Origin of the sequence: Bradyrhizobium sp. 63_E2_N1_3 (assembly GCF_052076005.1) — a bacterium.
GTDB classification, from domain to species: domain Bacteria; phylum Pseudomonadota; class Alphaproteobacteria; order Rhizobiales; family Xanthobacteraceae; genus Bradyrhizobium; species Bradyrhizobium barranii.
Genome location: NZ_CP197235.1, coordinates 8701687 through 8723269, shown reverse-complemented (window position 1 = coordinate 8723269; position 21583 = coordinate 8701687). Strand labels below are relative to the sequence as shown.

Below are 21583 nucleotides of genomic sequence, written 5' to 3'. Positions count from 1 at the left end.
GATCCAGTATTCCAGAAGCCGTGGTGGGATACGGAGGGCCCGCGGCGTACTGGATTCCCCGCTTTCGCGGGGAATGACACCGAGGGTGGCGCGGCGCCGTGCCCCGACAAAAAGGTCAGGGCCGCACCACCGTGTACCCATTCTCCGCCAGGAACAGGATCTGCCCGACGCCCACCTGCACCGGCGTCGCAGTCGGAATGAACTCCGGCCGTCTTCCGGTCTCCCGCTCGATCGTGTCGACCGTGTTGAGGCAGATATCGAAGCGCACGCCCTGCACGATCAGGCTTTCGACCTGCTTGCGGCGCTCGCTGCCGGTGAACAGGAGATCAATGCCGGGACCGAACGCCACCACCTCGATCGCGACCTTGTCCGGATCGTAGGCCTTCAGGAGATTGTTGGCGACGCTCAGCACCAGCGCGTGCTTCTTCGCATCGCCGTCGGAGAGCTGAAGCACGATCTTGTGCTCGGCGAACGGCTTGTCCTGGAGCGGCACTTGCTGTGCCGAGGCCCATGGCGTGGCGAAAGCGAGCGCCGCCAGCAGCATCGCGCAGCAGATTTGCGATCGCATCATCCCTGTCCTGCAATGCCTGGATTGCCCTCGACGCCCTTCAGCGTCACGCCGGAGCCGAGCCGCTCCTGAAACATCCGGCCCGAGCGCAGATATTTGGCGACGACATCCCACACCGGTGCGCCCTGCTGGCCGTTGACCGAGGCCCAGCCCGCGACCTTGTAGCGGTTGCTCGCGCTGAGCGCCTTGCCGCCATTGAGCTTCAGTTCGGAGATGCGGCTGCCGATCGCAGCTGTCGGCGTGCAGGTGTAGCTGAGCCCGCCGGCGCGCACCATGTCGCCGCCCTGCTGGTAATAGGGATCGGGGTTGAAGAGGTTGTCGCAGATGTCTTCCAGCACTTCCTTGATCTGGGCGCCGGTCATCTCCTGCACATAGGTCTCGGGATAGGTGATCGCGGTTTCCGCGAGCACATCCTCCATGGTCAGCGGCTGGCCGGACAGTGCGGTGACGCCCCAGCGGAAGCCCGGCGACAGCGCGATCTCGGCATCGAGTTCGCTGCGCAGCGCGGTGCAGATCAGCTCGTCGACGGGGCCGGCGAAATTGTCGCGGCGATAGAGCAGGCGGTCGGGCGTTGCGATCTTCTCCGACCAGTCGGTCACATGCGGCGCACGCACCCGGCCGATCAGCTCGGCCATGCCGGGGTCGGGCTTCAGCAGCTCGGAATAGACCGGCAGCAGATGGTACCTGACATCGCCGACCTTGCCCTTGTCGAGCGCGAGATCGAGGACGCCCAGAAATTTTCCGTTGGAGCCGGCATTGGTGACGAGCGTCGTGCCGCTCGCGTTCTTCACCGCGATGGGCTGCGGGATCGCATCATGGGTATGGCCGCCGAGGATGACGTCGATGCCGGTGATGCGGCTCGCGAGCTTGAGATCGACGTCCATGCCGTTGTGCGACAGCAGGACGACCGCATCGACCTTCTCGGTGCCGCGCAAGGCATCGACATGCTTCTGCAACTCCTCCTCGCGGATGCCAAAAGTCCAGTCCGGCGTGAACCGCTTGGGATGCGCGATCGGCACATAGGGGAAGGCCTGGCCGATGATCGCAACACGATGGCCGCCGAGCTCCTTGATCATCGAAGGCTTGAACACGCGCCCGCTCGCCTTGTCGAAGGCGGGGGCGTCGTTGAACGCGGCCTCCTCGGTCAGGAAGACGTTCTGCGCCAGAAACTCGCCCTTGAAGCGCTCGAGATTGTCGCGCAGCGCCTGCTCGCCATAGGTGAATTCCCAGTGCCCGGTCATCGCCTCGATGCCGAGCAGATTGGCGACCTCGACCATGTCGCGGCCCTGCATGATGTTGGCAAGACCCGTGCCCTGCCAGAGGTCGCCGCCGTCGACGAGCACGGAGTGCTTTTCGCCGGCATCGCCGCGCAAGCGATCGATCAGTGTCTTCAGATGCGCGAAGCCGCCGAGCTTGCCGAAGCGGCCTGCGGACTTCTCGAACTCGAAGCAGCTGAAAGCATAGGCATCGGCGCTGTCGGAGCGGATCCCGAACCGTTCGAGGAAAGCGCGGCCAACCAGATGCGGCGGCCGTCCTGCCATCTCCCCGATGCCGATATTGACGCTGGGCTCGCGGACATAGACCGGGTTGAGCTGCGCATGCGTGTCGGTGGTGTGTAGGATGCGCGCATTGCCGAACCGCTCAAGGTCGTAAATGCTCGCGGTCTCGGCGCCGCGCGCGAGCCGCGGCAGGCTGAGCGATGTGGCGACAGCAGCGGTGCTCTTCAGGAAATCGCGGCGGCGGATGGCCATCCAGAAATTCTCCGCGCCTCTCAACGGCAATTCGACGGTTCCACGAGATTTTTAGTCTAGCGGATTTCCATCGCCTTCCACGCCTCTTTTTCTGACGTCGCCTGGAAGATCGAGGCCTTCGCCAGCGCCTCGGCCTCCTTCGAAGCGGCAACCGCGCGGTCGAAATCGCCGCCGTCGGCCGCCTTCTTGGCTGCCGCCAGCGCTGATACGGTCACGGTCCACTGGTTGCGCATGCCGGCTGCCTCCTTGGAGGCGGCCTCCGCAGCGGCATAGGCCGCCTTGTAGTCTGCCTCGTCTGCCGCGCGCGCTGCTGGCGCGAGGCTCAATGCGAGCAACATGGCGAGAGGAAGTGACAGCTTCATGGCCGCGCTCCCGGCCCTGAAATCGGCAGGCCGTTGGCGACGTAGGACAGGAAATATTCGACGTCGCGATATTCATCGGCCTGCGGCTCCAGCGGAACCGCGCGGGTCTGGCTGTTGCAGGTGACGAAGCGGCGGCTGGTGGTACCCATGCCGCTCCATTCGGAGCGGTAGATCGGCATCGCGTTCAGAATGCCGAGTGCCGGCGCCAGGATCTCGGCGCGGATGCGCTCGCCCGGGCTCTGCACATGGCAGCTCGCGCAGGAGAAATTCATCTGGCCGCGGCGCGTGTAGAAGTAGCGCTTGCCGTTCTCGTACGCGGCGAGCGCGCGCGGGTCGTCGGGAATCTTGATGTCCATCGGCTTGCCGCGCGAGGTGAACGCCATGTAGGCGGTGAGCGAAGCCATCTCGTCCTTGACGTAGGAGTAGGGCGCCTCGCCATTGGCCTCGCGGCAGCGGTTGAGCGCGAGCTCCAGCGTGACGACCTTGCCTTCCCCAGTGTCGAAGTAAGGATAGTTCTGGCGGATGCCGATGCCGCCGTTCGGGAAGCAGTCGGCATAGGTCTTGCCGTTCTTGAACGGGGTCGCGAACATCTCCTTGCCGGCGTCGAGCGCGAACTCGTAGGGCGCAAATTCCTCCTTCTCCTGCCACTGCCGCTTCATGTCCTCGTTCATCGAATAAGGACCGTTGACGAAATCGTCGTGCTTCACGGTCGGAAACTTCTGGAAGAAGAAGTTCTGGAACGCTTTCGCATCGGCAACGGGATCGACCTTGTCGGCCGCGATCACGCGCGGAGAGGTGAGGGCGAACGCGACCAGCGCGGCGCTCAACGAACCAAGCAGGAGATAGAAGCGGACATTCATCACGAAATCTTCGCGGTGGTCGTGTCCGACCCGCCCTTGTTGTCGGTCCAGGAGACCTTGAGGTCGTCGCCCTTCTTGGCGCCCTTGAAGCTGAACTTGACGTAGGGGTCCTTCGAGACCGCGGTGCCCCAATCGGCGACGAAGACATCCTTGCCGTTACATTCGAACTTCAGTCGCTGGATGAAGTGCGCCGGAATCACCTCGCCCTTGGAGTCCTTGACCAGGCCGGTGTCCATGGGGTGCTGGATCAGTACCTGCACCTCGGTGATGTCGCCGTTGGCGGTGGCGCGGACGCGAATGCTGGATGCCATCTAAATTCTCCTAACCGCCGCAGCCGCCGACTGTGACTTTGACTTCCTTCGTCGCGCTGTAGAGCTTGCCGTCGGCTTCCACGATCGCTGTCACGTTGGTGGTCTTGGCCATCTTCAGGCGGTTGGCGACAGCAGGGATCGTGCCATCGGGAATCTTGTAGCTCGCCGCGAGCGCGCTCGGATTCTCGGCCACGAAGAACGAGATCGAGGTGACCTTGTCGAGCGTCGTCGTCACCGAGATCGGCACCACGCCGCCGTTCTCGGCGATCTCGGGCGCGTCGAGCTTGACCTTGTCGGACGGCTCGGCGGTCTTGCCGTAGAGCGCCTTGATCGCGTCCGCCTCGCTCTTCTGCTTGAACGCTTCTTCCGGGTATTTGTCGTTGGCCGCCGCACGCGCGGGCGCGAACGGCAGGTTGCCGAGGCCGAGCAGCGCGACGCCGGCTGCGCCCTGAAGGATCAGGCGCCGCGTCGGATGAGGGCCGGTGGTGATGGTCATCTCGAATCTCCTGGACATTCTCTTGGCGTGCCGGCGGTCACAGGGTCTGGAGGAAATCAACGATCGCGCTGATCTCCTGCTCGGTCAAAATCCGGTTCCGGCCGAACGGCGGCATCATGGTCTGCGGATTGCGCTTGGTCTCGTCGAAGATGATCGCGACCAGCTCGTTGCGATCAGGGTATTTTGACTTGATGTCCTTGAGCTCCGGTCCGATCGTGCCCGGCAGGTCGCCGCCCTTGATGACGTGGCAGGTCAGGCAATTGCCCTTGCCGCGGTCGAAGGCGAGCTTCTGGCCATCGGCCACGGCGGATTGCGCCCGCGCGGGGCCTGCGGCAAGCCCGGCGGCGATCGCCAGCAGGACGTAAAGGACGGGCGTCCGTGGAAAGGCGGTCAAGGCGTCATTCCGAGGCGTTATGTCGATGATCTCGTTCGCGGAAATATAGTGTTCCAAAGCACAAAGGGCATCGGCTGACAATCAAGACTATGCGCGCGGCAAAATGGAGTTAATATCTTCCGCATTGCAACTAAAGAGCTTATTTGTCCGGCGGATTCGGGCCAGGGGTGCTGGCCGGCTGTTTTCGGGGCGTTTGGGCGCCCATCGTGTTTTTTTCCCGTTCTCGTTTTTTCAAGGGGACCTCAATTGGCTGAATATGTCGTCGAATTTGGCAGGGACGGCGGACGGGTGGAGTCGGATGGGCGGCTCGATGCACCGGCATTTCATCGCAATCACGAGCCGCTCTGGGCGGCGCTGGAAAAGCATCTCGCAGGCCTGACCGGCAATGTCGTCGAGCTCGGCAGCGGAACCGGCCAGCACGTGGTCCATTTCGCGCAGCACACGCCCGGCCTGATCTGGTGGCCGAGCGACCTCAACCAGCGCCACCTCAAGAGCATCGAGGCCTGGCGCGTTCATTCGGGCCTGCAAAACATCCGCTCGCCGCTGCGGATCGATCTCACCGACCCCGACTGGTGTCCGGAGATGCGAAGCGGGCAGGGCCCGACGAGCCTGGCCGCATTGTTCTGCGCCAACGTGATCCACATCGCACCATGGAGCGTGGCCGAGGGCCTGTTCGCCGGTGCCGGCCGTTACTTGCGGGCCGACGGCAAGCTGTTCCTCTACGGTCCGTTCAAGCGCGACGGCAAGCACACCGCGCTCAGCAACGCCGTGTTCGACACCTCCTTGCGCGAAGGCAATCCCGAATGGGGCGTGCGTGATATCAGCGACGTCGAGACGCTCGCCCGCGGAGCGGGGCTGAGCCTCGTCGATACGATCGAGATGCCGGCGAACAATCTGACGCTGGTGTTTTCGCGCTAAGCCACGAAGGCGGTGCGCTCCCTCCCCCGCAAGGGGGGAGGGAATGAGAGAGCAGTGGCCGCCTCACGTCGTGATGCGATCAAAGTCCACGAGGGGCTGCGCGCCTACGCCTCCCCGTCCTTCCACCCGATCCTGTCCTTCAAGAACCGGAAGCCGATCACCTCGAAGCCGGCGCGCTCCTTGTTGTCCTTGCCGTAGCCGTGGCCGCCGGCTTCCGGCTCGTAGAACCAGGCCTCGTAGCCCATCGCCTGCAGCTTTGCGGCCATCTTGCGCGCGTGGCCGGGATGAACGCGGTCGTCGCGCCGTGTCGTGGCGATCAGGATCGGCGGATAGGACTGGCCGGCCTTCACGTTGTGATAGGCCGAGTAGGTCTTCAGCCACTCCCACTCTTCGGGCTTATCAGGGTCGCCATATTCCGCGATCCAGCTCGCGCCCGCGAGCAGCTTGGTGTAGCGGCGCATGTCGATCAGCGGAATGGTGCAGAACAACGCGCCGAAGCGCTCGGGGTAGCGCACCAGCATGTTGGTGATGAGGATGCCACCGTTCGACCCGCCTTGCGCCGCGATCCGCTTTGCTTTGGTCACGCCGCGTCGCACGAGATCGGCGGCAACGGCCGCGAAATCGTCGTGCGAGAGTTTCTTGCCGGCGAGCCGGCCGGCGTCGTGCCAGCGGGTGCCGAACTCGCCACCGCCGCGCAGATTCGCCTGCACGATGGTGCCGCCGCGCTCGAGCCACAGCTTGCCGAGCGAGGGGTTGTAGTACGGCTTCACCGCATGGGCGAAGCCGCCATAGGCGCTCATATAGACGGGCGCATCGCCGGTCTCGCTGGCCGGACCCGTTTGCACATAGGGAATGCGCTCGCCGTCGATCGAGATCGCCTCGTGCTGTGTGACCACGAGGCCGTCGGCGGTGAACGTCTTCGGCGCCTGCTTCAGCACGGTCGGGCTTGCGACGCCGCGCTCCAGCAACAGCAGCGACGGCGGCGTGAGCGGGTCCTGCACATTGGCGAGCAGGTCTCCATTGCTCTCGGACGGATGGCGATCGAGCGGCCAGATGTCGACGACGCCGATTTGCGGGAGTCCGGGAAGCGTCTCGCGGCTCCAGCCGCCGGCGGATGGTGTGAAGATCTCGAAGCGCGGCTGCAGCTCGTCGAGGATCGACAGCACCAACTTTCCCGCCGCCCAGAACAGACCTTGCAGGGCCTGCCGCGGCCCGGGTTCGAACAGGACGATGAAATCGCGGTGGCCTGAAAGGAACGCGGAGAGCGAGATGCCGAGCACCGTGTCGGTGGCGTAGGTCCGCTCCTCGACCGTCCAGTCCTTGCGCAGCTTCATCGCGAACCAGTCGCCATGCGCCTGCAGCCAGATGCCGGTCGGCAGATCGAGCTTCGTCGTCGCACCAGCCGCATCGCGCAGCCAGATCGCATGATTGAAGAAATCGATCTGGTCGACGATCCAGACCCGCGGCGCCGGTCCCGTGTCGTCGGCCATGCCTGACATCGCCATGTGATCGGCCGTGGTCTCGAGGATTACCTGGGCCTGATCGACGGGCTCGCCGCGCCGCCACACGCGAACGGTCCGCGAATATCCGGAAGTCGTCGCCATGCCCTCGCCGTGGGCGCTCGACAGCACCAGCGTATCGGCATCTATCCAGTCCACGCCGCCCTTGGCCTCCGGCAGCGTAAATCCGTCCGCAACGAAGCTCTTCGTGTCGAGGTCGAATTCCCGCAAGGTGACGGCGTCGCTGCCGCCGCGCGACAGGCTCAGAATCGCCCGCGAGTGTCCCGGCATCGTGGCGATCCCGCTCAGCAGCCAGTCCTCGCCTTCGCTCGCCGCGAGCTGATCGATGTCCAGCATGATCTCCCACGCCGGATGCGGTTTGCGAAATTCCGCCAGCGTGGTTTGCCGCCACAGGCCGCGCGGGTTGGCGGCATCCTTCCAGAGATTGTGTAGATCGCTGCCGCGCCGGCTGACATAGGGGATGTTGTCGGGACGATCGTAGATCGCCGCGAGGACATCGCGGTCGCGCTCGAAGGCCGCGCCCCCGAACGCGGCGAGCGTCAGCTGATTCTGCCGCGCGACGAAATCGAGCGCCTGCTTGCCTTCGATCTCCTCCAGCCAGAGCCAGGGATCGTCGTCGGGAGCGCTGAGCGTGGGTCGGTCGTCGACAGACATGAACGAAACTCCCAAGGATCGCGGCGGATAGGATTTGATCGAGCGCAAGCCGTCAAGCGCGCAGGCCCGGTATCATCCGCCCGATTGCGTCAGAGGCATGGCCTGCGCCCGTTTGCGCCGGTTGCCCGCCCTCCCGCGCCCCTCCATAGTGCCGGGAATCAACAAGTCCTCTCGGGCGGAAATGCCGATGTTAGACGTGACTACAGCCCACGAAATCGCTGCCGACGCCCGCGTGCGTGCCAATGTGGTGCGCCTTGCCGCGGCGCAAGCGCTGACCGGCGCCAACTCGGCGGTGATCTTCGCCACCGGCTCGATCGTCGGCGCGACGCTCGCGCCCGACATGTCGCTCGCGACGGTGCCGCTGTCGATGTACGTCGTCGGGCTTGCCGCCGGCACGCTGCCGACCGGCGCGATCTCGCGCCGTTTCGGCCGCCGCTGGGCTTTCGTCATCGGCACCGGCTGCGGCGTCCTCACCGGCGTGCTCGGCTCGTTCGCGATCCTGCATGCCTCGTTCGCGTTGTTCTGCGTCGCGACCTTCCTCGGCGGCCTCTACGGCGCGGTGGCGCAATCCTATCGCTTCGCCGCCGCCGACGGCGCGAGCGCGGCCTACCGGCCGAAAGCTGTGTCCTGGGTGATGGCCGGCGGCGTGTTCGCCGGCGTGCTCGGTCCACAGCTCGTGCAATGGACCATGGACGTCTGGTCGCCCTATCTGTTCGCCTTCAGCTTCCTGGTGCAGGCTGCGGTCGCGCTGGTCGCGATGGGCATCGTCGCCGGCGTCGACATGCCGAAGCCGGCACCGGCAGATCTGCACGGCGGCCGGCCGCTGCTCGACATCGTGACCCAGCCGCGCTTCATCGCGGCCGCTTTGTGCGGCGTCATCTCCTATCCCATGATGAACCTGGTGATGACCTCGGCGCCGCTCGCCATGAAGATGTGCGGCCTCAGTGTCAGCGATTCCAATTTCGGCATTCAATGGCACATCGTCGCCATGTACGGCCCGAGCTTCTTCACGGGCGCGCTGATCGCCCGATTCGGCGCGCCCAAGATCGTCGCCGCCGGCCTGCTGCTGGAGGCCGTGGCCGCCGGCATCGGTCTCTCCGGCCTCACCGCGATGCATTTCTGGGCCACGCTGATCGTGCTCGGCGTCGGCTGGAATTTCTCCTTCATCGGCGCCTCCGCGCTGGTGCTCGAGACGCACCGTCCGCAGGAGCGCAACAAGGTGCAGGCCTTCAACGATTTCCTGGTGTTCGGCATGATGGCGATCGGCTCGTTCTCCTCCGGCCAGCTGCTGGCGAATTACGGCTGGTCGGCGGTGAACATGGTGGTTTTCCCGCCGGTGGTGCTCGGCCTCGCCGTGCTCTCGCTGGCGTCCTGGGCCCGCCGCCGCAAGGCGCGGCTGGACGCAGCGATGGGCGAATTCCCGGATGCGATCTGAGTTGGCAGGAGGCTGTCAGCAGCGTTGATAGTTCGATCCAGGTCGAAGTGATTTTCTGAGGTGAGATAATAGATGCTGCGTCATGGCCGGGCTTGTCCCGGCCATCCACGTCTCGGGACGTCGAAGAAAGAACGTGGATGCCCGGGACAAGCCCGGGCATGACGGAGTAGGCGGCAAATGCTCGACAATCCTCAACAGCCCCGAATCGACGAATCCGCGCTCCGCTACGAAGGCTGGCGCATCGTCGCGGTCTGCTTCCTGCTCGCGACCTTCGGCTGGGGGCTCGGTTTCTACGGCCAGAGCGTCTATGTCGCCGAGCTCCAGCGCGCGCGGGGCTGGCCGGCCTCGCTGATCTCCTCGGGCACGACGTTCTTCTATCTGTTCGGTGCGCTGCTCGTCGTCTTCGTTGGCGAGGCCGTCAGAAAATATGGCCCGCGGCTCTGCCTTATCGCCGGCACGCTGGCGATGGCGGCGGCCGCGGTCGCGATCGGCGCGGTGCGCGAGCCCTGGCAGCTCTATCTCGCCGATGCCGTGCTCGCCTTCGGCTGGGCCGGCACGAGTCTCGCCATGATCACCAACACGATCAGTCTGTGGTTCGACCAGAAGCGCGGCATGGCGATCAGCCTTGCGCTCAACGGCGCCAGCTTCGGCGGCATCGTCGGCGTGCCGCTGCTGGTGACCCTGATCGGCCACATCGGCTTCGCCAGCGCGATGTACGCGGCCGCCGGCGCCATGCTGGTGTTGCTGCTGCCGGTGATCCTGCTTCTCGTCGGCCGGCCGCCCGATCTTCACGGCTGGCACGCGACGGCGAAGGCCAGGCCGCAATCGTCGACGGAGATCCGCGCATGGGCGTTGCGCGACGTCGGCTTCCTCACGGTGACCATTGCGTTCGCGCTGGTGCTGTTCGCGCAGGTCGGCTTTATCGTGCACCTGATCTCGTTCCTCGATCCCGTGATCGGCCGCGAGCGCGCGGCGGTGGCGGTCGCGGTGCTGACCGCGATGGCGGTGATCGGCCGCGTGCTGTTCTCGATGGTGATCGACCGCCTCAACCAGCGGCTGGCTGCAGCACTGTCGTTCCTGAGCCAGGCGGCGGCGCTTTGCGTCGTCATCAATTTGCACAACGACTATGTGCTGATCGCGGCCTGCGCGGTGTTCGGCTTCTCGGTCGGCAATCTCATCACGCTGCCGTCGCTGATCGTGCAGCAGGAATTCGACTCCGCCTCGTTCGGCGTGCTGATCAGCCTCAACACCGCGATCAACCAGGTGACCTATGCGTTCGGCCCGGGCGTCGTCGGCTTCCTGCGAGATTTCTCGGGCGGTTACGCGCTGCCGTTCTATCTGTGTATCGCGCTGGAGGTGGCGGCCGCGGCGCTGATCATGGTGCGGGGGAAGCCAAAAGCGAAAACGGCATAGAGGCGCGACGGCGCCTTAACACACTCCGTCATTGCGAGCGCAGCGAAGCAATCCAGGCTGCCACTGCGGAAAGATTCTGGATTGCTTCGTCGCTTCGCTCCTCGCAATGACGAGGAGAGAGCGGTATTTAAGCCTCGCGCTGCTTCAGCAACCCCTCGACATCCAGCCGCTTCGTGAACATCGCAAGCTTGCCGTCCGGCCCGAGCGGCCATTGGTCTTTCGGCTTGTCCCAATACAGCTCCACGCCGTTCTCGTCGGGATCGCGCAGATACAGCGCCTCGCTGACGCCGTGGTCGCTCGCGCCATCGAGCGCAATGCCGGCCGACAGCACGCGATGCAGCGCATCCGCCAGTGCGGGCCGCGTCGGATAGAGGATCGCGGTGTGGAAGAGACCGGTCGTGCCCGGCGGCGGCGGCGAGCCGCCCTTGCTCTCCCAGGTGTTGAGCCCGATGTGGTGATGATAGCCGCCGGCCGAGATGAACGCCGCGCCCGAGCCCATGCGCTGCATCAGCTCGAAGCCGAGCACGCCGCAATAGAAGCCGAGCGCGCGATCGAGATCGGCGACCTTGAGGTGAACGTGGCCGATCCTTGTGCCGGCATTGACGGCTGGGCTTTGCGACATGGTGCTGCTCCGTTGACCAACTCCAGATAAGGCCGGCTCCGGGACAGTGCTACCTGCCTATCCCGAAACCCATCGTTTCCAGATACGAAACTATGAGAGCTCCGGCACCTCGCCCTCCGGCAGCTCGAACTCGAACGTGTTCAGCGTCATCGACACCATTGTGTAATAGCCGCACAGCCCGATCACCTCGACCACGCCGCGCTCGCTGAGGACCTTCACCGCTGCATCGTAGAGGCCCTTCTCGACGCCATGGCCTTCATGCAGCGACTTCGCGACGTCGTAGATCATCTTTCCCTTGGGATCGTCGAAGACAGGCGTGCGGCGATCGCGGATCGCGTCGATGATCTCAGGATCCATGCCGCCCTGGAGCGCCAGGCGCTTATGCGCATACCATTCGTAATGCGCAGTCCAGTGCCGCGCCGTCACCAGGATCGCGATCTCCGAAAGCTTGGCGGGGAATATCGTGTCGTAGCGCAGCACTTCGCCGAGCCGCGTGGCGTGACGGGCCATGTCGGGGCTGTTGAGCCAGGCCATCATCGGCGCCGGCGGCTTGCCGCGCTTGCCGGCAATCGACTCGTCATAGGTCTGCCGCTGGCTCTCGTTCATTTCGCCAGGCGAAAGTAGTTTCAGGCGCATTGTTATTTCCTCTTTGTTTTCAAGCTCGCCGCGGCGGCGACTATAGCCGAATGCAGCGCCACGGAAGTGGTTGAATTCCACGGTGCGATGGCTCAGAGTCGCGCCCAACAAGTCTTTTTGATTGATGGAAACGACCATGAGTGAATCTGAACCCGCCGATCTTGAGAAATTCCGCAGCGAGACGCGCGCCTGGCTGGAAGCCAACTGCCCGCCGGAGATGCGCAAGCCGGTGACCTCAGACAGCGACGTGTTCTGGGGCGGACGCAATACGAAATTCGCGTCAGAGCCGCAGCGCCTCTGGTTCGAGCGCATGCGCGACAAGGGCTGGACCGTGCCTGACTGGCCTAGGGAATATGGCGGCGGTGGCCTGAGCGCCGCCGAGCACAAGGTGCTGCGCGCCGAGATGGCCAGGATGGGCGCGCGTCCGCCGCTGTCGAGCTTCGGCATCTGGATGCTGGGGCCGGCGCTGCTCAAATACGGCAACGAGGCGCAGAAGAGGGAGCACCTGCCTGACATCGCGGCGGGCCTGATCCGCTGGTGCCAGGGCTATTCCGAGCCGAACGCCGGCTCCGATCTCGCCTCGCTCCAGACCCGCGCCGAAAGCGATGGCGACGATTTCGTCATCACCGGCTCGAAGATCTGGACCTCCTACGCCAACTACGCCGACTGGATCTTCTGCCTGGTGCGCACCGATCCCGCCGCGAAGAAGCACGACGGCATCAGCTTCATCCTGTTCGACATGGCCTCGAAGGGCGTGACGACCAAGCCGATCCTGCTGATCTCGGGCTATTCGCCGTTCTGCGAAACCTTCTTCGACGGTGTTCGCGTGCCGAAATCGCACGTGGTCGGCACGGTCAACCGCGGTTGGGACGTCGCAAAATATCTGCTCCAGCATGAGCGCGCGATGATATCAGGCATGGGCGAGCGCGGCGTCGGCCGGCCGCTCGGCCAGATCGCGGCGGATTCCGTCGGCACCGATGCACAAGGCAAGCTCGACGATTCCATGCTGCGCGGCCGGATCGCGAGCTTCGACGTCGATGAGGCCGCGCTCGCCGCTTGCGCCGAACGCGCGGTCGATCTCGCCAAGGCCGGCCAGGCGCATCCGGCGTTCTCGTCCGCGATGAAATATTACGGCACCGAGCTCAACAAGCGCCGCCACGAGATCCTGATGTCGGCCGGCGGCGTCAACGCGCTGGAATGGGAGAGCGAGCGCTCCAGGCAGGGCGCCCGCCCGCGCGCCTGGCTGCGCACCAAGGCCAACTCGATCGAGGGCGGCACGACGGAGGTGATGCTCGGCATCGTCGCCAAGCGCATCCTGGATTTGCCGGGAGCGTGAGGCACGCTCTCACCACCCGTCATTCCGGGGCGCGCGACTTGTCCGCCGAAGCTCGAAGAGCGAAGGCGGAAGCGCGAGCCCGGAATCCATACTCCCGATCGTGGTTATGGATTCCGGGCCTGGCCCTTCGGGCCATCCCGGAATGACGGACCAAAAATAGATTTCGAATCGGAAACACGCACATGGCCCTCGTCCTCACCGAAGAACAATCGATGCTCCGCGACTCAGCGCGCGGGCTGATCAGCGACAAGGCGCCGGTGTCGCACCTGCGATCCCTGCGCGACAACAAGGACCCGACCGGCTTCTCCAAGGAGCTGTGGCATTCCTTCGCCGAGATGGGCTTTGCCGGCCTCCTGGTGCCGGAAGAGTTCGGCGGCAGCGGCCTCGGCTTCATGGAGGCCGGTGTCGTGATGGAAGAGATCGGCCGCACCTTGATGCCGTCGCCGTTCCTTGCCACCAGCGTGGTGGCGGCTTCGGCGCTGAATCGCGGCGGCAATGCTGCGCAGAAGTCGGAATTTTTGCCGAAAATTTCCAACGGCTCGCTGCTCGCGACGCTCGCGATCGACGAAGGCGCCAAGCATCGCCCGCTTCAGACCAGCCTCCAGGCGGTGCGCGCCGGCAACGGCTTCAAGCTCTCCGGCGCCAAGGCGCTGGTCGTCGACGGCCACGTCGCGGACCTCTTCATCGTCGCGGCGCGCACCGCTGGCGCCGCCGGCGAGCGTGAAGGGCTGACGCTGTTCCTGGTCAATCCCAAGGCCAAGGGCGTTGCGATCGAGCGCACCATCATGGTCGATGCGCACAACGCGGCACGGATCGAGCTTGCCAATGTCGAGGTCAACGCCGATAGCGTGCTCGGCGAGGTCGATCAGGGCGCAGCGCTGCTCGACGGCGTGCTCGACATCGGCCGCGGCGCGGTCGCCGCCGAAATGGTGGGCTTGAGCGAAGAAGTCTTCAACCGCACCGTCGAGTACCTCAAGAACAGAAAGCAGTTCGGCAAGCTGATCGGCGAATTCCAGGCACTCCAACACCGTGCCGCCGAACTCTATGTCGACATCGAGATCACCCGCGCCGCCACGATGAAGGCGCTGCAGGCGCTCGATGCCGACGTCGCCAAGGCCGCATCAAGCGTCGCCGTGGCCAAGGCCCGCGCCGGCACCACCGCCACGCGCGCGGTGCAGGAAGGCGTGCAGATGCATGGCGGCATGGGCATGACCGACCAGTTCGACATCGGCTTCTTCATGAAGCGCGCCAGGGTGTGCGAGGAGCTGTTCGGCGACGCGAACTACCACACCGAGCAGCTGGCAAGGGCGCGGGGGTATTGAGGCGAGTGGATGTGAGGCGCGAGGACGTGCCTCACACGCGGTGTCGTCGCCCGGCTTGACCGGGCGACCCAGTACGCCGCGGCCTGTCCGCATACGATTGACGTCTCGGAATACTGGATCGCCCGGTCAAGCCGGGCGATGACAGTTGAGAGTGTGGAGAGCGCCTGCCCCAAGCTCCGTCATGGCCGGGCTAGTCCCGGCCATCCACGTTCTTGCGATGCCTCAAAAACGTAGATGCCCGGGACTAGCCCGGGCATGACGATTGAGAGCGTGGCTGCAACCGAAGTCTATTACCGCATCGGCGGCGCGTACTGCACGCCGCCGGCATTCCACAGCTGGTTCATGCCGCGCGGGATCTTCAGCTTGGACTTCTCGCCGATGTTGCGCTCGTACATCTCGCCGTAATTGCCGACGTTGCGGATGATGCGGACGACCCAGTCCTTGGTGAGGCCGAGCTGCTCGCCGTAATTGCCCTCGGTGCCGACCAGGCGCATCACTTCCGGCTTCTTCGACTTCAGCGCCTCGTCGATGTTCTCCGAGCTCACGCCGAGCTCCTCGGCGTTGATCATCGCGTAGAGCGTCCACTTCACGATCATCATCCAGTCGTCGTCGCGCTGGCGCACCACGGGTGCGAGCGGCTCCTTGGAGATCATGTCCGGCAGGATCATATGGTCGCCGGGCTTGGAGAGATTGAGCCGCAGCGCGTAGAGCTGCGAGACGTCGGCGCTCAGCGTGTCGCACTTGCCGGAGTCGTAGGCCTTCACCACGTCATCCAGCTTGTCGAACTTCACCTCTTCATACTTCATGTTGTTGGCACGGAAGTAGTCGGCGACGTTGAGCAGCGTTGTCGTGCCAGCCTGCACGCAGACCTTGCTGCCGGTCAGGTCCAGCGAAGTCTCCTTGTTGCGTGAACGCGGCAGCATGAAGCCGGCGCCGTCGTAATAGGCCACCGCCGGGAAATAGAGGTCGTAGTCGAGCTCGCGCGCCATGCTCCAGGTCGAGTTGCGCGAGAGGATGTCCACCTTGCGGCTCTGCAATTCCTTGAAGCGCTCGCTGGCGTCGAGTGGAACGAACTTGGCCTTGCCGGGATCGTTGAAGATGGCGGCTGCCACCGCGCGACAGAAATCGACGTCGAATCCGGTCCAGTTGCCCTTGTCATCGGGGATCGAGAAGCCCGGCAGGCCCTTGTTGACGCCGCACAGCACCTCGCCGCGGCGAACGGTGCGCTTCAGGGTGCGGGTATCGTAGAACTCATAGATCACCGCCAGGGCGCCGACCAGTACGGCAACGGCGAGCCCGATCAGCAGGCCGCCTCGAAAAGTGCGCATCATGTTGCTCTCTCGAAATAATCGGGAAAAGGACTATTCGCTAAGGCGAGGAAGATCAGAGTTCGGGCTTCTGTCGGATGACCACCTTGGTGCCAACCGGGACGCGATCGTAGAGATCGGCGACGTCATGGTTGACGAGACGGAAGCAACCCGAGGATACCTTGGTGCCGATCGTATCAGGACGGTTGGTGCCGTGGATGCGGTAGACGGTGGTGCCGAGATACATGGCGCGGGCACCGAGCGGATTGCCGGGGCCGCCGGCCATGAAGCGCGGCAGATAGGGCTGGCGCTGGATCATCTCCGGCGGCGGCGTCCAGTCCGGCCACTCCTTCTTGTTGGTGATGTTCACGAGCCCCTGCCATTGGAAGCCGTCGCGGCCGACGCCGATGCCGTAGCGGATCGCGCGCCCGCCCGGCTGCACCAGATAGAGGTGGCGCTCGGCTGTCGAGATGATGATGGTGCCCGGCGTCTCGGTGGTGCGGAAGTACACGACCTGCTTCTGCCATTCCGGCTCGAGCTGGTAGGCGTCGTCGGCGACCAGGCCCGGCTCGTCGCCGCGGTCAGGCTGCTGGGCGGAGGCGTACGAGGTGGTCAGGACCAGGCCCAGCGCCGCGATGAACGCCCCGGTCAGGCGACGATAATCCGTCATTTCAAGCTCTCCCCGCTGCCACAGCGTAAATCATTCGGACCATCTGAACTCAGGGGCAGCTTCGTGGCAAGTTCATGGCACGCCCGGCTGGTATGTCACGAGAATGCTTTGGTTTTTTGACGAGGCCGGGCAATGCCACAAACAGGGGATGGCGCGAAAAGCCTAGATTGTCGCGGCAATGGTGGTGCGCTCCCTCCCCCGCTTGCGGGGGAGGACGATCGCACAGGAGTTCCTAGCGGCGGTCTGAGCGCGCGCCTCGTCCTTCGAGACGACCGCTTCGCGGTCTCCTCAGGATGAGGCTAAGACGCATCGGAGCCCGTCGAAATTGTCGCCGCGCACTCCGTCCTCATCCTGAGGGCCCGCCGTAGGCGGGCGTCTCGAAGGATGGCCGCAGGCGACTCTGTCAGATCGCCTTCAAATGCGATCGCGACGCCGCAAGCGGGGGAGAGCTAAATCTTGTTATTCTGCGCCGCGATCCCGAGCCGTCGGACGATTTCGGCACCCACCGCTCGGGCCTCGATCCGCGACCCGATTCGTGGGCTGCGAAAGCGTCGCCCCGAGCGCAACCGGATCGTAACGATGCAGTGCTCGTCCTCGGACCGGCCGCGGCGGTCGACGGTGATCGTCTTCACGTCGTGCCCCTCGATATGGTCGGCGCGCGGCGTGCCGTCGCCCCACAGGCGTTCGACGCGGATATCGCTCTCGCGGATGATCCAGAACGCGCCGGTCACCAGGTTGGCGTATCGGTAAACCGCGAATGCGGCGATCGCGCCGAGCGGCAGCAGCAGGATATCGACATGGCTGGGCGGCCATCCACGCCAGAGCTTGTAGGCGTAGGGAACGGCGGACAAGGCGACGGCGATCAGCGCGACGATCCTTATGTCCCGCGCGGAAAACGCCTCGAGGGGGTCGCCGAGACGCATCTCGGGATTGCTGGCATCGAGCGGATTGACGGGTGACTCGACATCGGGGACATCGAACTGTGCGGCGATCCGCGCCACGGTGTCGCGAACATGCGTGACGTCGGAGATCGGCGGGGACGTCAGGCGTTCCCCCGAGGCCAGCGTGAAGGCCAGCTGGAAACGGGCTTTCGCCCGCTTGCTGCCGGGAACCTGTAATCCCCTGATGTCGTCTTTCGCGACGACCCTGGTCCGGAGCTTTCCGAACGGACGCTGTTGCCCGATCAGGATCTCGTTCGGTGTGATGATCCACACCACCGCCGGCGCCAGCATGATGCCGACGACGAACGCTGCTCCGACGAGCAGCGCGGCCACCGAGACGATCACTTCCAACGTGTCGTGCGTGAACAGGCCCGGCGTGAAGCACAGCGCCACGGCGGCCGCAAAGCCGGACATGACCAGCCGTTGCGCGATCGAGGCGCCTTCGCGAAGGCGAATGTCGGTGCTGGTGGTCGCGTCGTCCATTGCGGGCGCTGATTCCGTCGCTCGGGAAACTCCACGGACGGGTCCGTGGAGTCAAGCAACAACGGCGGCAGCGGCGATCCGGCCTCAGCTGTTGGCGTTCAGCAGCTTTGCCACGGTGCGGTCGATCTCGTCGTAGCGGCCCTCGCCCTCGTGCTGGAACACGATCTTGCCGTTCTGGTCGATGATGTATTGCGCCGGCCAATACTGGTTCTGGTAGGCGTTCCAGGTCTTGGAATCATTGTCCTGCGCCACCGGATAGGTGATGCCGTGGCGCTTCAGCGCGGCCTGCACATTGGCGGCGGAGCGCTCGAACGGGAATTCCGGCGTGTGCACGCCGACCACGACGAGGCCCTTGTCCTTGTACTTGGCGTAGAGGTCGGTGACGTGCGGCAGCGTGTTGACGCAGCCATAGGTCCAGAAGTCGACCAGCACGACCTTGCCGCGGAGGTCGGCGATGCTGAGCGGTTTCGAGTTGAACCAGGTGTTGATGCCGGTGAAGTCGGGCGCGGTCTGCTGGCTCGCGGCAGCGGTGACGACAGGGGCGGCGCGCGCGGCCTCGTCGCAGATGCCGGGGATGACGGCGCCTGTTACGGCCATGCCGATCAGTGCGGCGGAGAGGGCGAGCAGTTTGAAAGTCATGGAAGCGTCCTCCGGTGAAGATGAGGGATGATCACAGGCCGATCTGGCCGGTGGGATAGAATCCTGTGAGCCACGCCACGATCAGCGTGTCGTATTGGAAGTAGGCGGCGACCGCGAAAGCGATCACGACGACACCAAAGCCCTGCTGCAGCCGCGGCGAGATCCGCGCAAGGCTGCGCACGCGCGTGGTCGCAGCCTGTCCGCCATAGGCGATCGCGAGCATCGGGATCGCTGCGCCGATGGCATAGGCAATCAACAGCACGCCGGCCCAGCTGGCGTTCTTCGACGTCGCGACCAGCGTCAGGATCGAGCCGAGCACGGGACCGGCGCAGGGCGTCCAGACCAGGCCGAGCGTGGTGCCGAGCACGAGGCCGCCGAGCGCACCCTCGCGCTGTACGGCGCCGGCATTGCCGAGATCGAGCCAGCCGTTGAGCCGGATCGACAGCCATTCGAACGGCGCCGGCCACAGCATCAACAGGCCGAAGCCGAGCAGCAGGATCGACGCGGCCTCGCGCAGCACGTTCGGATCGAAGTCGAACAGCCGCGTGATCGCACCCAACAGCAGCGCGGTCGCCGAGAACGAGACGACGAAGCCGAGCGCGATCATCGCGGGCCGCAAGTGGCCCGCCCGCCCGATCGAGGCGCCAAGCAGGATCGGCAGCATCGGCAGCGTGCAGGGCGCGGCGATGGTCAGGATGCCGGCAAGGACGGCGAAGACAAGTTCGAGCATCGGGCACTCGTGAAGGAGGTCACGAGGGCAGTTCGGGATGGCTGCGCGGGTTGTTACGTGGCGTCACGCCTTCGTGAGGGGCGGCTGCCTGGTGTGGGGCGTGCCGGGCGGCATTGCGAGGCAGCCCTGTTGGCCACAGCGCCGGCGCGCTCCCTCCCCCCTCGGGGGAGGACGGGGGAGAGGGGTGGCCCCGGGAAAGGTCTATCCATCCGCGATCGTGCCGTGCACGACAAATCGAGGGAGTCCCCATGCGGTACCCCTCGAGGGAATGATGGAGCGGTGCCCGCCTCACTGGGTGGCGAGAATGGGCCTCGGCGACCCCCAAATACAAAACGACCCGGAGGGGGGCATCCCGTCCGGGTCGTTGGAAGTCTTGGGAGGTTTAACGAAACCGTATGTGAGCTTTATAGGAGGGAAGTTTTTCCGCCTGATGTTGTGCTTTGTTTCAATTATTGCGTCGGCGGTAACACTTCCGTGTCAGGGGACAGGGCCGAAACCTCGGTCCTATCCCATTGAAATCCTTGGTCTTAGGCAGCGAAACGGTCGACGCCGGCGCCCTTAAGCAAATCGGCCAGTTGCTTGCGGGCATAGAACATCCGGGTCTTCACCGTGCTCTGCGGGATGCCGATGATCTGACCGACCTCCTCCACCGACTTCTCATGGTAGTAGACGAGGTTGATGATCTCGCGATGCGCGGGCGACAGTTTTTGCACGCAGGCGCGCAGGATGGCGCTGGTGTCGTTGCGGTCGAGCGAGGTCTCGGGCGTCTCGGCATCGTCAGGAATCTGGCGCACGTCGTCCTGGTCGATGTCCTCGAAGCGGCGCTGGCGCATCGCGGTCAGCGCTTTGAAGCGTGCGATCGAGAGCAGCCAGGTCGAAACCTGCGAGCGGCCCTGGAACTGGCCTGCCGTGCGCCACACGTCGAGGAACACCTGGCTGACCAGGTCTTCCGCTGTGGTCGCGTCACGCACGATGCGCAAGATGAAGCGATAAACCCGCACATTGTGCCGGCAATAGAGGATGTGCATGGACGTCCGGTTGCCGTCCGCAATGCTCTCCAGGAGCATGTCGTCCGAGGTCGCCTGAGCGGCAATGATGCTCTGGCTGGCTTGGGCGTTGATGGCGATGACGTTCGGCATTGACTTAGCTCCCCGTAGCGCCGCAACCGAGCGGCGTTTCCTTGGACCAATTGTTAATCAGCGAACGTTTCGGGACGTCTGCACGAAAAGCGAAAAATGGTTTCGTGCGCCGCCAAATTGTTTCGTCGGACAGGCCGCGACGAAACATTCGGGGCGAAAAGCCGTGGAATTTCAATGTACGGAAAATACGGGGGTGGGGATTGGGGAGCGCCCGGGGCAGCCGGGAACGAAATTCCGGGCTTTGCGTTCGGTCGCGCCACCCATGCCGTCATTCCGGGGCGCGAAGCGAGCCCGGGACGACAGCGGTAGGTGCCGCGCGCCCTACGCCTTCTCGCCCGCGGGCGAGAACAGATAGCCGCCGCCGCGGATGGTGCGGATCACGGCCGGCTTGGTCGGGTCGGGCTCGATCTTGCGGCGGATGCGCATGATGCGCAGATCCACGGCGCGGTCGAAGGCTTCGGCGTCGCGCGCATTGGCCAGTTCGAGCAGGCGCTCGCGCGACAGCACGCGCTTCGGATTGGCCGCGAACACTTTCAGCAGCCCGAACTCGGAGGCGGTGAGCGGGTGCTCGTTGCCTTCGTCGTCGCGCAAGGCCTGCGCTTCGAGGTCGAGCCATTTGGTGCCGAAGCGCACCAATTGATCCTTGTCCGATTTGGCGGGCGCGGTCTCGGCCGCCTTCACCGGCGTGCTCCGCCGCAACACCGAGCGGATGCGCGCCATCAGCTCGCGCAGCTCGCAGGGCTTTGCCACGTAATCGTCGGCGCCGAGCTCGAGACCGACGACGCGGTCGATCGGGCTCGCGGTCGCCGTCAGCATGATCACGGGCACGTTGATGCGGCTCTTGAGGTCGCGGATGATCGAGAGGCCGTCTTCCTCGGGCATGTTGAGGTCGAGCACAACGAGGTCGGGCATGCTGCCGTCGATCGCGGTGCGCAAGCTCTTGCCGCCGTCGCACAGCGTCACGGTGAAGCCGTGCATCTTGAGGTAATCGCCGACCATCTCCCGGGCCGGGGCCTCGTCGTCGACGATCATGATGTGCTGGCTTTGGGTCATATCACTCAGATCTCGGTACTCGA

The 21583-nt window shown here is 64.8% G+C and carries 22 protein-coding genes; 5 read left to right on the top strand and 17 right to left on the bottom strand.

All coding sequences use genetic code 11. The annotated features are described in order from the left end of the window. Positions 1–115: 115 nt before the first annotated feature. Genes AB7531_RS41540 through soxX form a run of 7 tightly spaced genes read right to left on the bottom strand, consistent with a single transcriptional unit; the run spans position 116 to position 4742 of the window. A complete protein-coding gene (locus tag AB7531_RS41540) occupies positions 116–571 on the bottom strand; it encodes a DsrE family protein (RefSeq protein WP_063979966.1) in 456 nt (151 codons plus the stop codon). Then, positions 568–2319 (bottom strand): thiosulfohydrolase SoxB, encoded by a 1752-nt coding sequence (gene soxB, locus AB7531_RS41535; protein ID WP_063979965.1) that lies wholly within the window; start codon positions 2317–2319, stop codon positions 568–570. Before soxB ends, AB7531_RS41540 begins: the two co-directional genes overlap by 4 nt. 56 nt (positions 2320–2375) lie before the next feature. Next, positions 2376–2681: a hypothetical protein gene (locus AB7531_RS41530; RefSeq protein WP_063979964.1), complete on the bottom strand. Its 306-nt coding sequence runs from the start codon at positions 2679–2681 to the stop codon at positions 2376–2378. Then, the gene (soxA, locus tag AB7531_RS41525) at positions 2678–3541 is read right to left on the bottom strand and encodes a sulfur oxidation c-type cytochrome SoxA (RefSeq protein WP_063979963.1); all 864 of its coding nucleotides are present in this window, start codon (positions 3539–3541) and stop codon (positions 2678–2680) included. Before soxA ends, AB7531_RS41530 begins: the two co-directional genes overlap by 4 nt. Beyond that, positions 3541–3852 carry a thiosulfate oxidation carrier complex protein SoxZ gene (gene soxZ, locus AB7531_RS41520; protein WP_063979962.1) on the bottom strand — a complete coding sequence of 104 codons (312 nt, stop codon included), beginning with the start codon at positions 3850–3852 and terminating at the stop codon, positions 3541–3543. Before soxZ ends, soxA begins: the two co-directional genes overlap by 1 nt. A 10-nt stretch (positions 3853–3862) precedes the next feature. Next, a complete protein-coding gene (gene soxY, locus AB7531_RS41515; RefSeq protein ID WP_063985941.1) occupies positions 3863–4348 on the bottom strand; it encodes a thiosulfate oxidation carrier protein SoxY in 486 nt (161 codons plus the stop codon). 37 nt (positions 4349–4385) lie between these two features. After that, the gene (gene soxX / locus AB7531_RS41510) at positions 4386–4742 is read right to left on the bottom strand and encodes a sulfur oxidation c-type cytochrome SoxX (protein ID WP_028151969.1); all 357 of its coding nucleotides are present in this window, start codon (positions 4740–4742) and stop codon (positions 4386–4388) included. A gap of 246 nt (positions 4743–4988) precedes the next feature. Here soxX and AB7531_RS41505 point away from each other — a divergent pair, with 246 nt between their 5' ends. Continuing rightward, on the top strand, positions 4989–5660 hold the full coding sequence (locus AB7531_RS41505; RefSeq protein ID WP_063979961.1) for a DUF938 domain-containing protein: 672 nt from the start codon (positions 4989–4991) through the stop codon (positions 5658–5660). Between the two features lie 104 nt (positions 5661–5764). On the opposite strand, the gene AB7531_RS41500 is transcribed toward AB7531_RS41505, so the two are convergent. After that, the gene (locus AB7531_RS41500) at positions 5765–7834 is read right to left on the bottom strand and encodes a prolyl oligopeptidase family serine peptidase (protein WP_441280278.1); all 2070 of its coding nucleotides are present in this window, start codon (positions 7832–7834) and stop codon (positions 5765–5767) included. A gap of 187 nt (positions 7835–8021) precedes the next feature. On the opposite strand from AB7531_RS41500, the gene AB7531_RS41495 reads away from it, so the two are divergent. Then, the gene (locus AB7531_RS41495; protein WP_063985939.1) at positions 8022–9269 is read left to right on the top strand and encodes an MFS transporter; all 1248 of its coding nucleotides are present in this window, start codon (positions 8022–8024) and stop codon (positions 9267–9269) included. A gap of 177 nt (positions 9270–9446) precedes the next feature. Then, positions 9447–10682 (top strand): MFS transporter, encoded by a 1236-nt coding sequence (locus AB7531_RS41490; protein ID WP_063979960.1) that lies wholly within the window; start codon positions 9447–9449, stop codon positions 10680–10682. 127 nt (positions 10683–10809) lie between these two features. Here the strand turns inward: AB7531_RS41490 and AB7531_RS41485 are convergent, their stop codons facing one another. Continuing rightward, on the bottom strand, positions 10810–11304 hold the full coding sequence (locus tag AB7531_RS41485) for a VOC family protein (RefSeq protein ID WP_063979959.1): 495 nt from the start codon (positions 11302–11304) through the stop codon (positions 10810–10812). 90 nt (positions 11305–11394) lie between these two features. Beyond that, positions 11395–11940, bottom strand: a complete 546-nt coding sequence (locus tag AB7531_RS41480) for a carboxymuconolactone decarboxylase family protein (RefSeq protein WP_063985937.1) — start codon at positions 11938–11940, stop codon at positions 11395–11397. Between the two features lie 136 nt (positions 11941–12076). Between AB7531_RS41480 and AB7531_RS41475 the strand changes: the two genes are divergently transcribed. Both AB7531_RS41475 and AB7531_RS41470 read left to right on the top strand, forming a co-directional pair. After that, a complete protein-coding gene (locus tag AB7531_RS41475; protein ID WP_063979958.1) occupies positions 12077–13276 on the top strand; it encodes an acyl-CoA dehydrogenase family protein in 1200 nt (399 codons plus the stop codon). A gap of 182 nt (positions 13277–13458) precedes the next feature. Beyond that, positions 13459–14598 carry an acyl-CoA dehydrogenase family protein gene (locus tag AB7531_RS41470; protein ID WP_063979956.1) on the top strand — a complete coding sequence of 380 codons (1140 nt, stop codon included), beginning with the start codon at positions 13459–13461 and terminating at the stop codon, positions 14596–14598. A 290-nt stretch (positions 14599–14888) separates the two neighbouring features. Here the strand turns inward: AB7531_RS41470 and AB7531_RS41465 are convergent, their stop codons facing one another. The 7 genes from AB7531_RS41465 to AB7531_RS41435 all read right to left on the bottom strand — a co-directional run bounded on the left by AB7531_RS41465 (position 14889) and on the right by AB7531_RS41435 (position 21560). Beyond that, positions 14889–15926, bottom strand: a complete 1038-nt coding sequence (locus AB7531_RS41465; protein WP_063985936.1) for an amino acid ABC transporter substrate-binding protein — start codon at positions 15924–15926, stop codon at positions 14889–14891. A gap of 55 nt (positions 15927–15981) precedes the next feature. After that, positions 15982–16575: a L,D-transpeptidase gene (locus AB7531_RS41460; protein WP_028151979.1), complete on the bottom strand. Its 594-nt coding sequence runs from the start codon at positions 16573–16575 to the stop codon at positions 15982–15984. 449 nt (positions 16576–17024) lie between these two features. Next, positions 17025–17999, bottom strand: coding sequence for a hypothetical protein (locus AB7531_RS41455; RefSeq protein ID WP_063979955.1), 975 nt, complete (start codon positions 17997–17999; stop codon positions 17025–17027). An 84-nt stretch (positions 18000–18083) separates the two neighbouring features. Beyond that, positions 18084–18638 (bottom strand): thioredoxin family protein, encoded by a 555-nt coding sequence (locus AB7531_RS41450; protein ID WP_063979954.1) that lies wholly within the window; start codon positions 18636–18638, stop codon positions 18084–18086. A gap of 31 nt (positions 18639–18669) precedes the next feature. Beyond that, positions 18670–19368, bottom strand: a complete 699-nt coding sequence (locus AB7531_RS41445; protein ID WP_063979953.1) for a cytochrome c biogenesis CcdA family protein — start codon at positions 19366–19368, stop codon at positions 18670–18672. A 527-nt stretch (positions 19369–19895) separates the two neighbouring features. Then, positions 19896–20507 carry a sigma-70 family RNA polymerase sigma factor gene (locus tag AB7531_RS41440; protein ID WP_028151983.1) on the bottom strand — a complete coding sequence of 204 codons (612 nt, stop codon included), beginning with the start codon at positions 20505–20507 and terminating at the stop codon, positions 19896–19898. Positions 20508–20828: 321 nt separating this feature from the next. After that, positions 20829–21560, bottom strand: a complete 732-nt coding sequence (locus AB7531_RS41435; protein ID WP_028151984.1) for a response regulator — start codon at positions 21558–21560, stop codon at positions 20829–20831. Positions 21561–21583 lie beyond the last annotated feature (23 nt).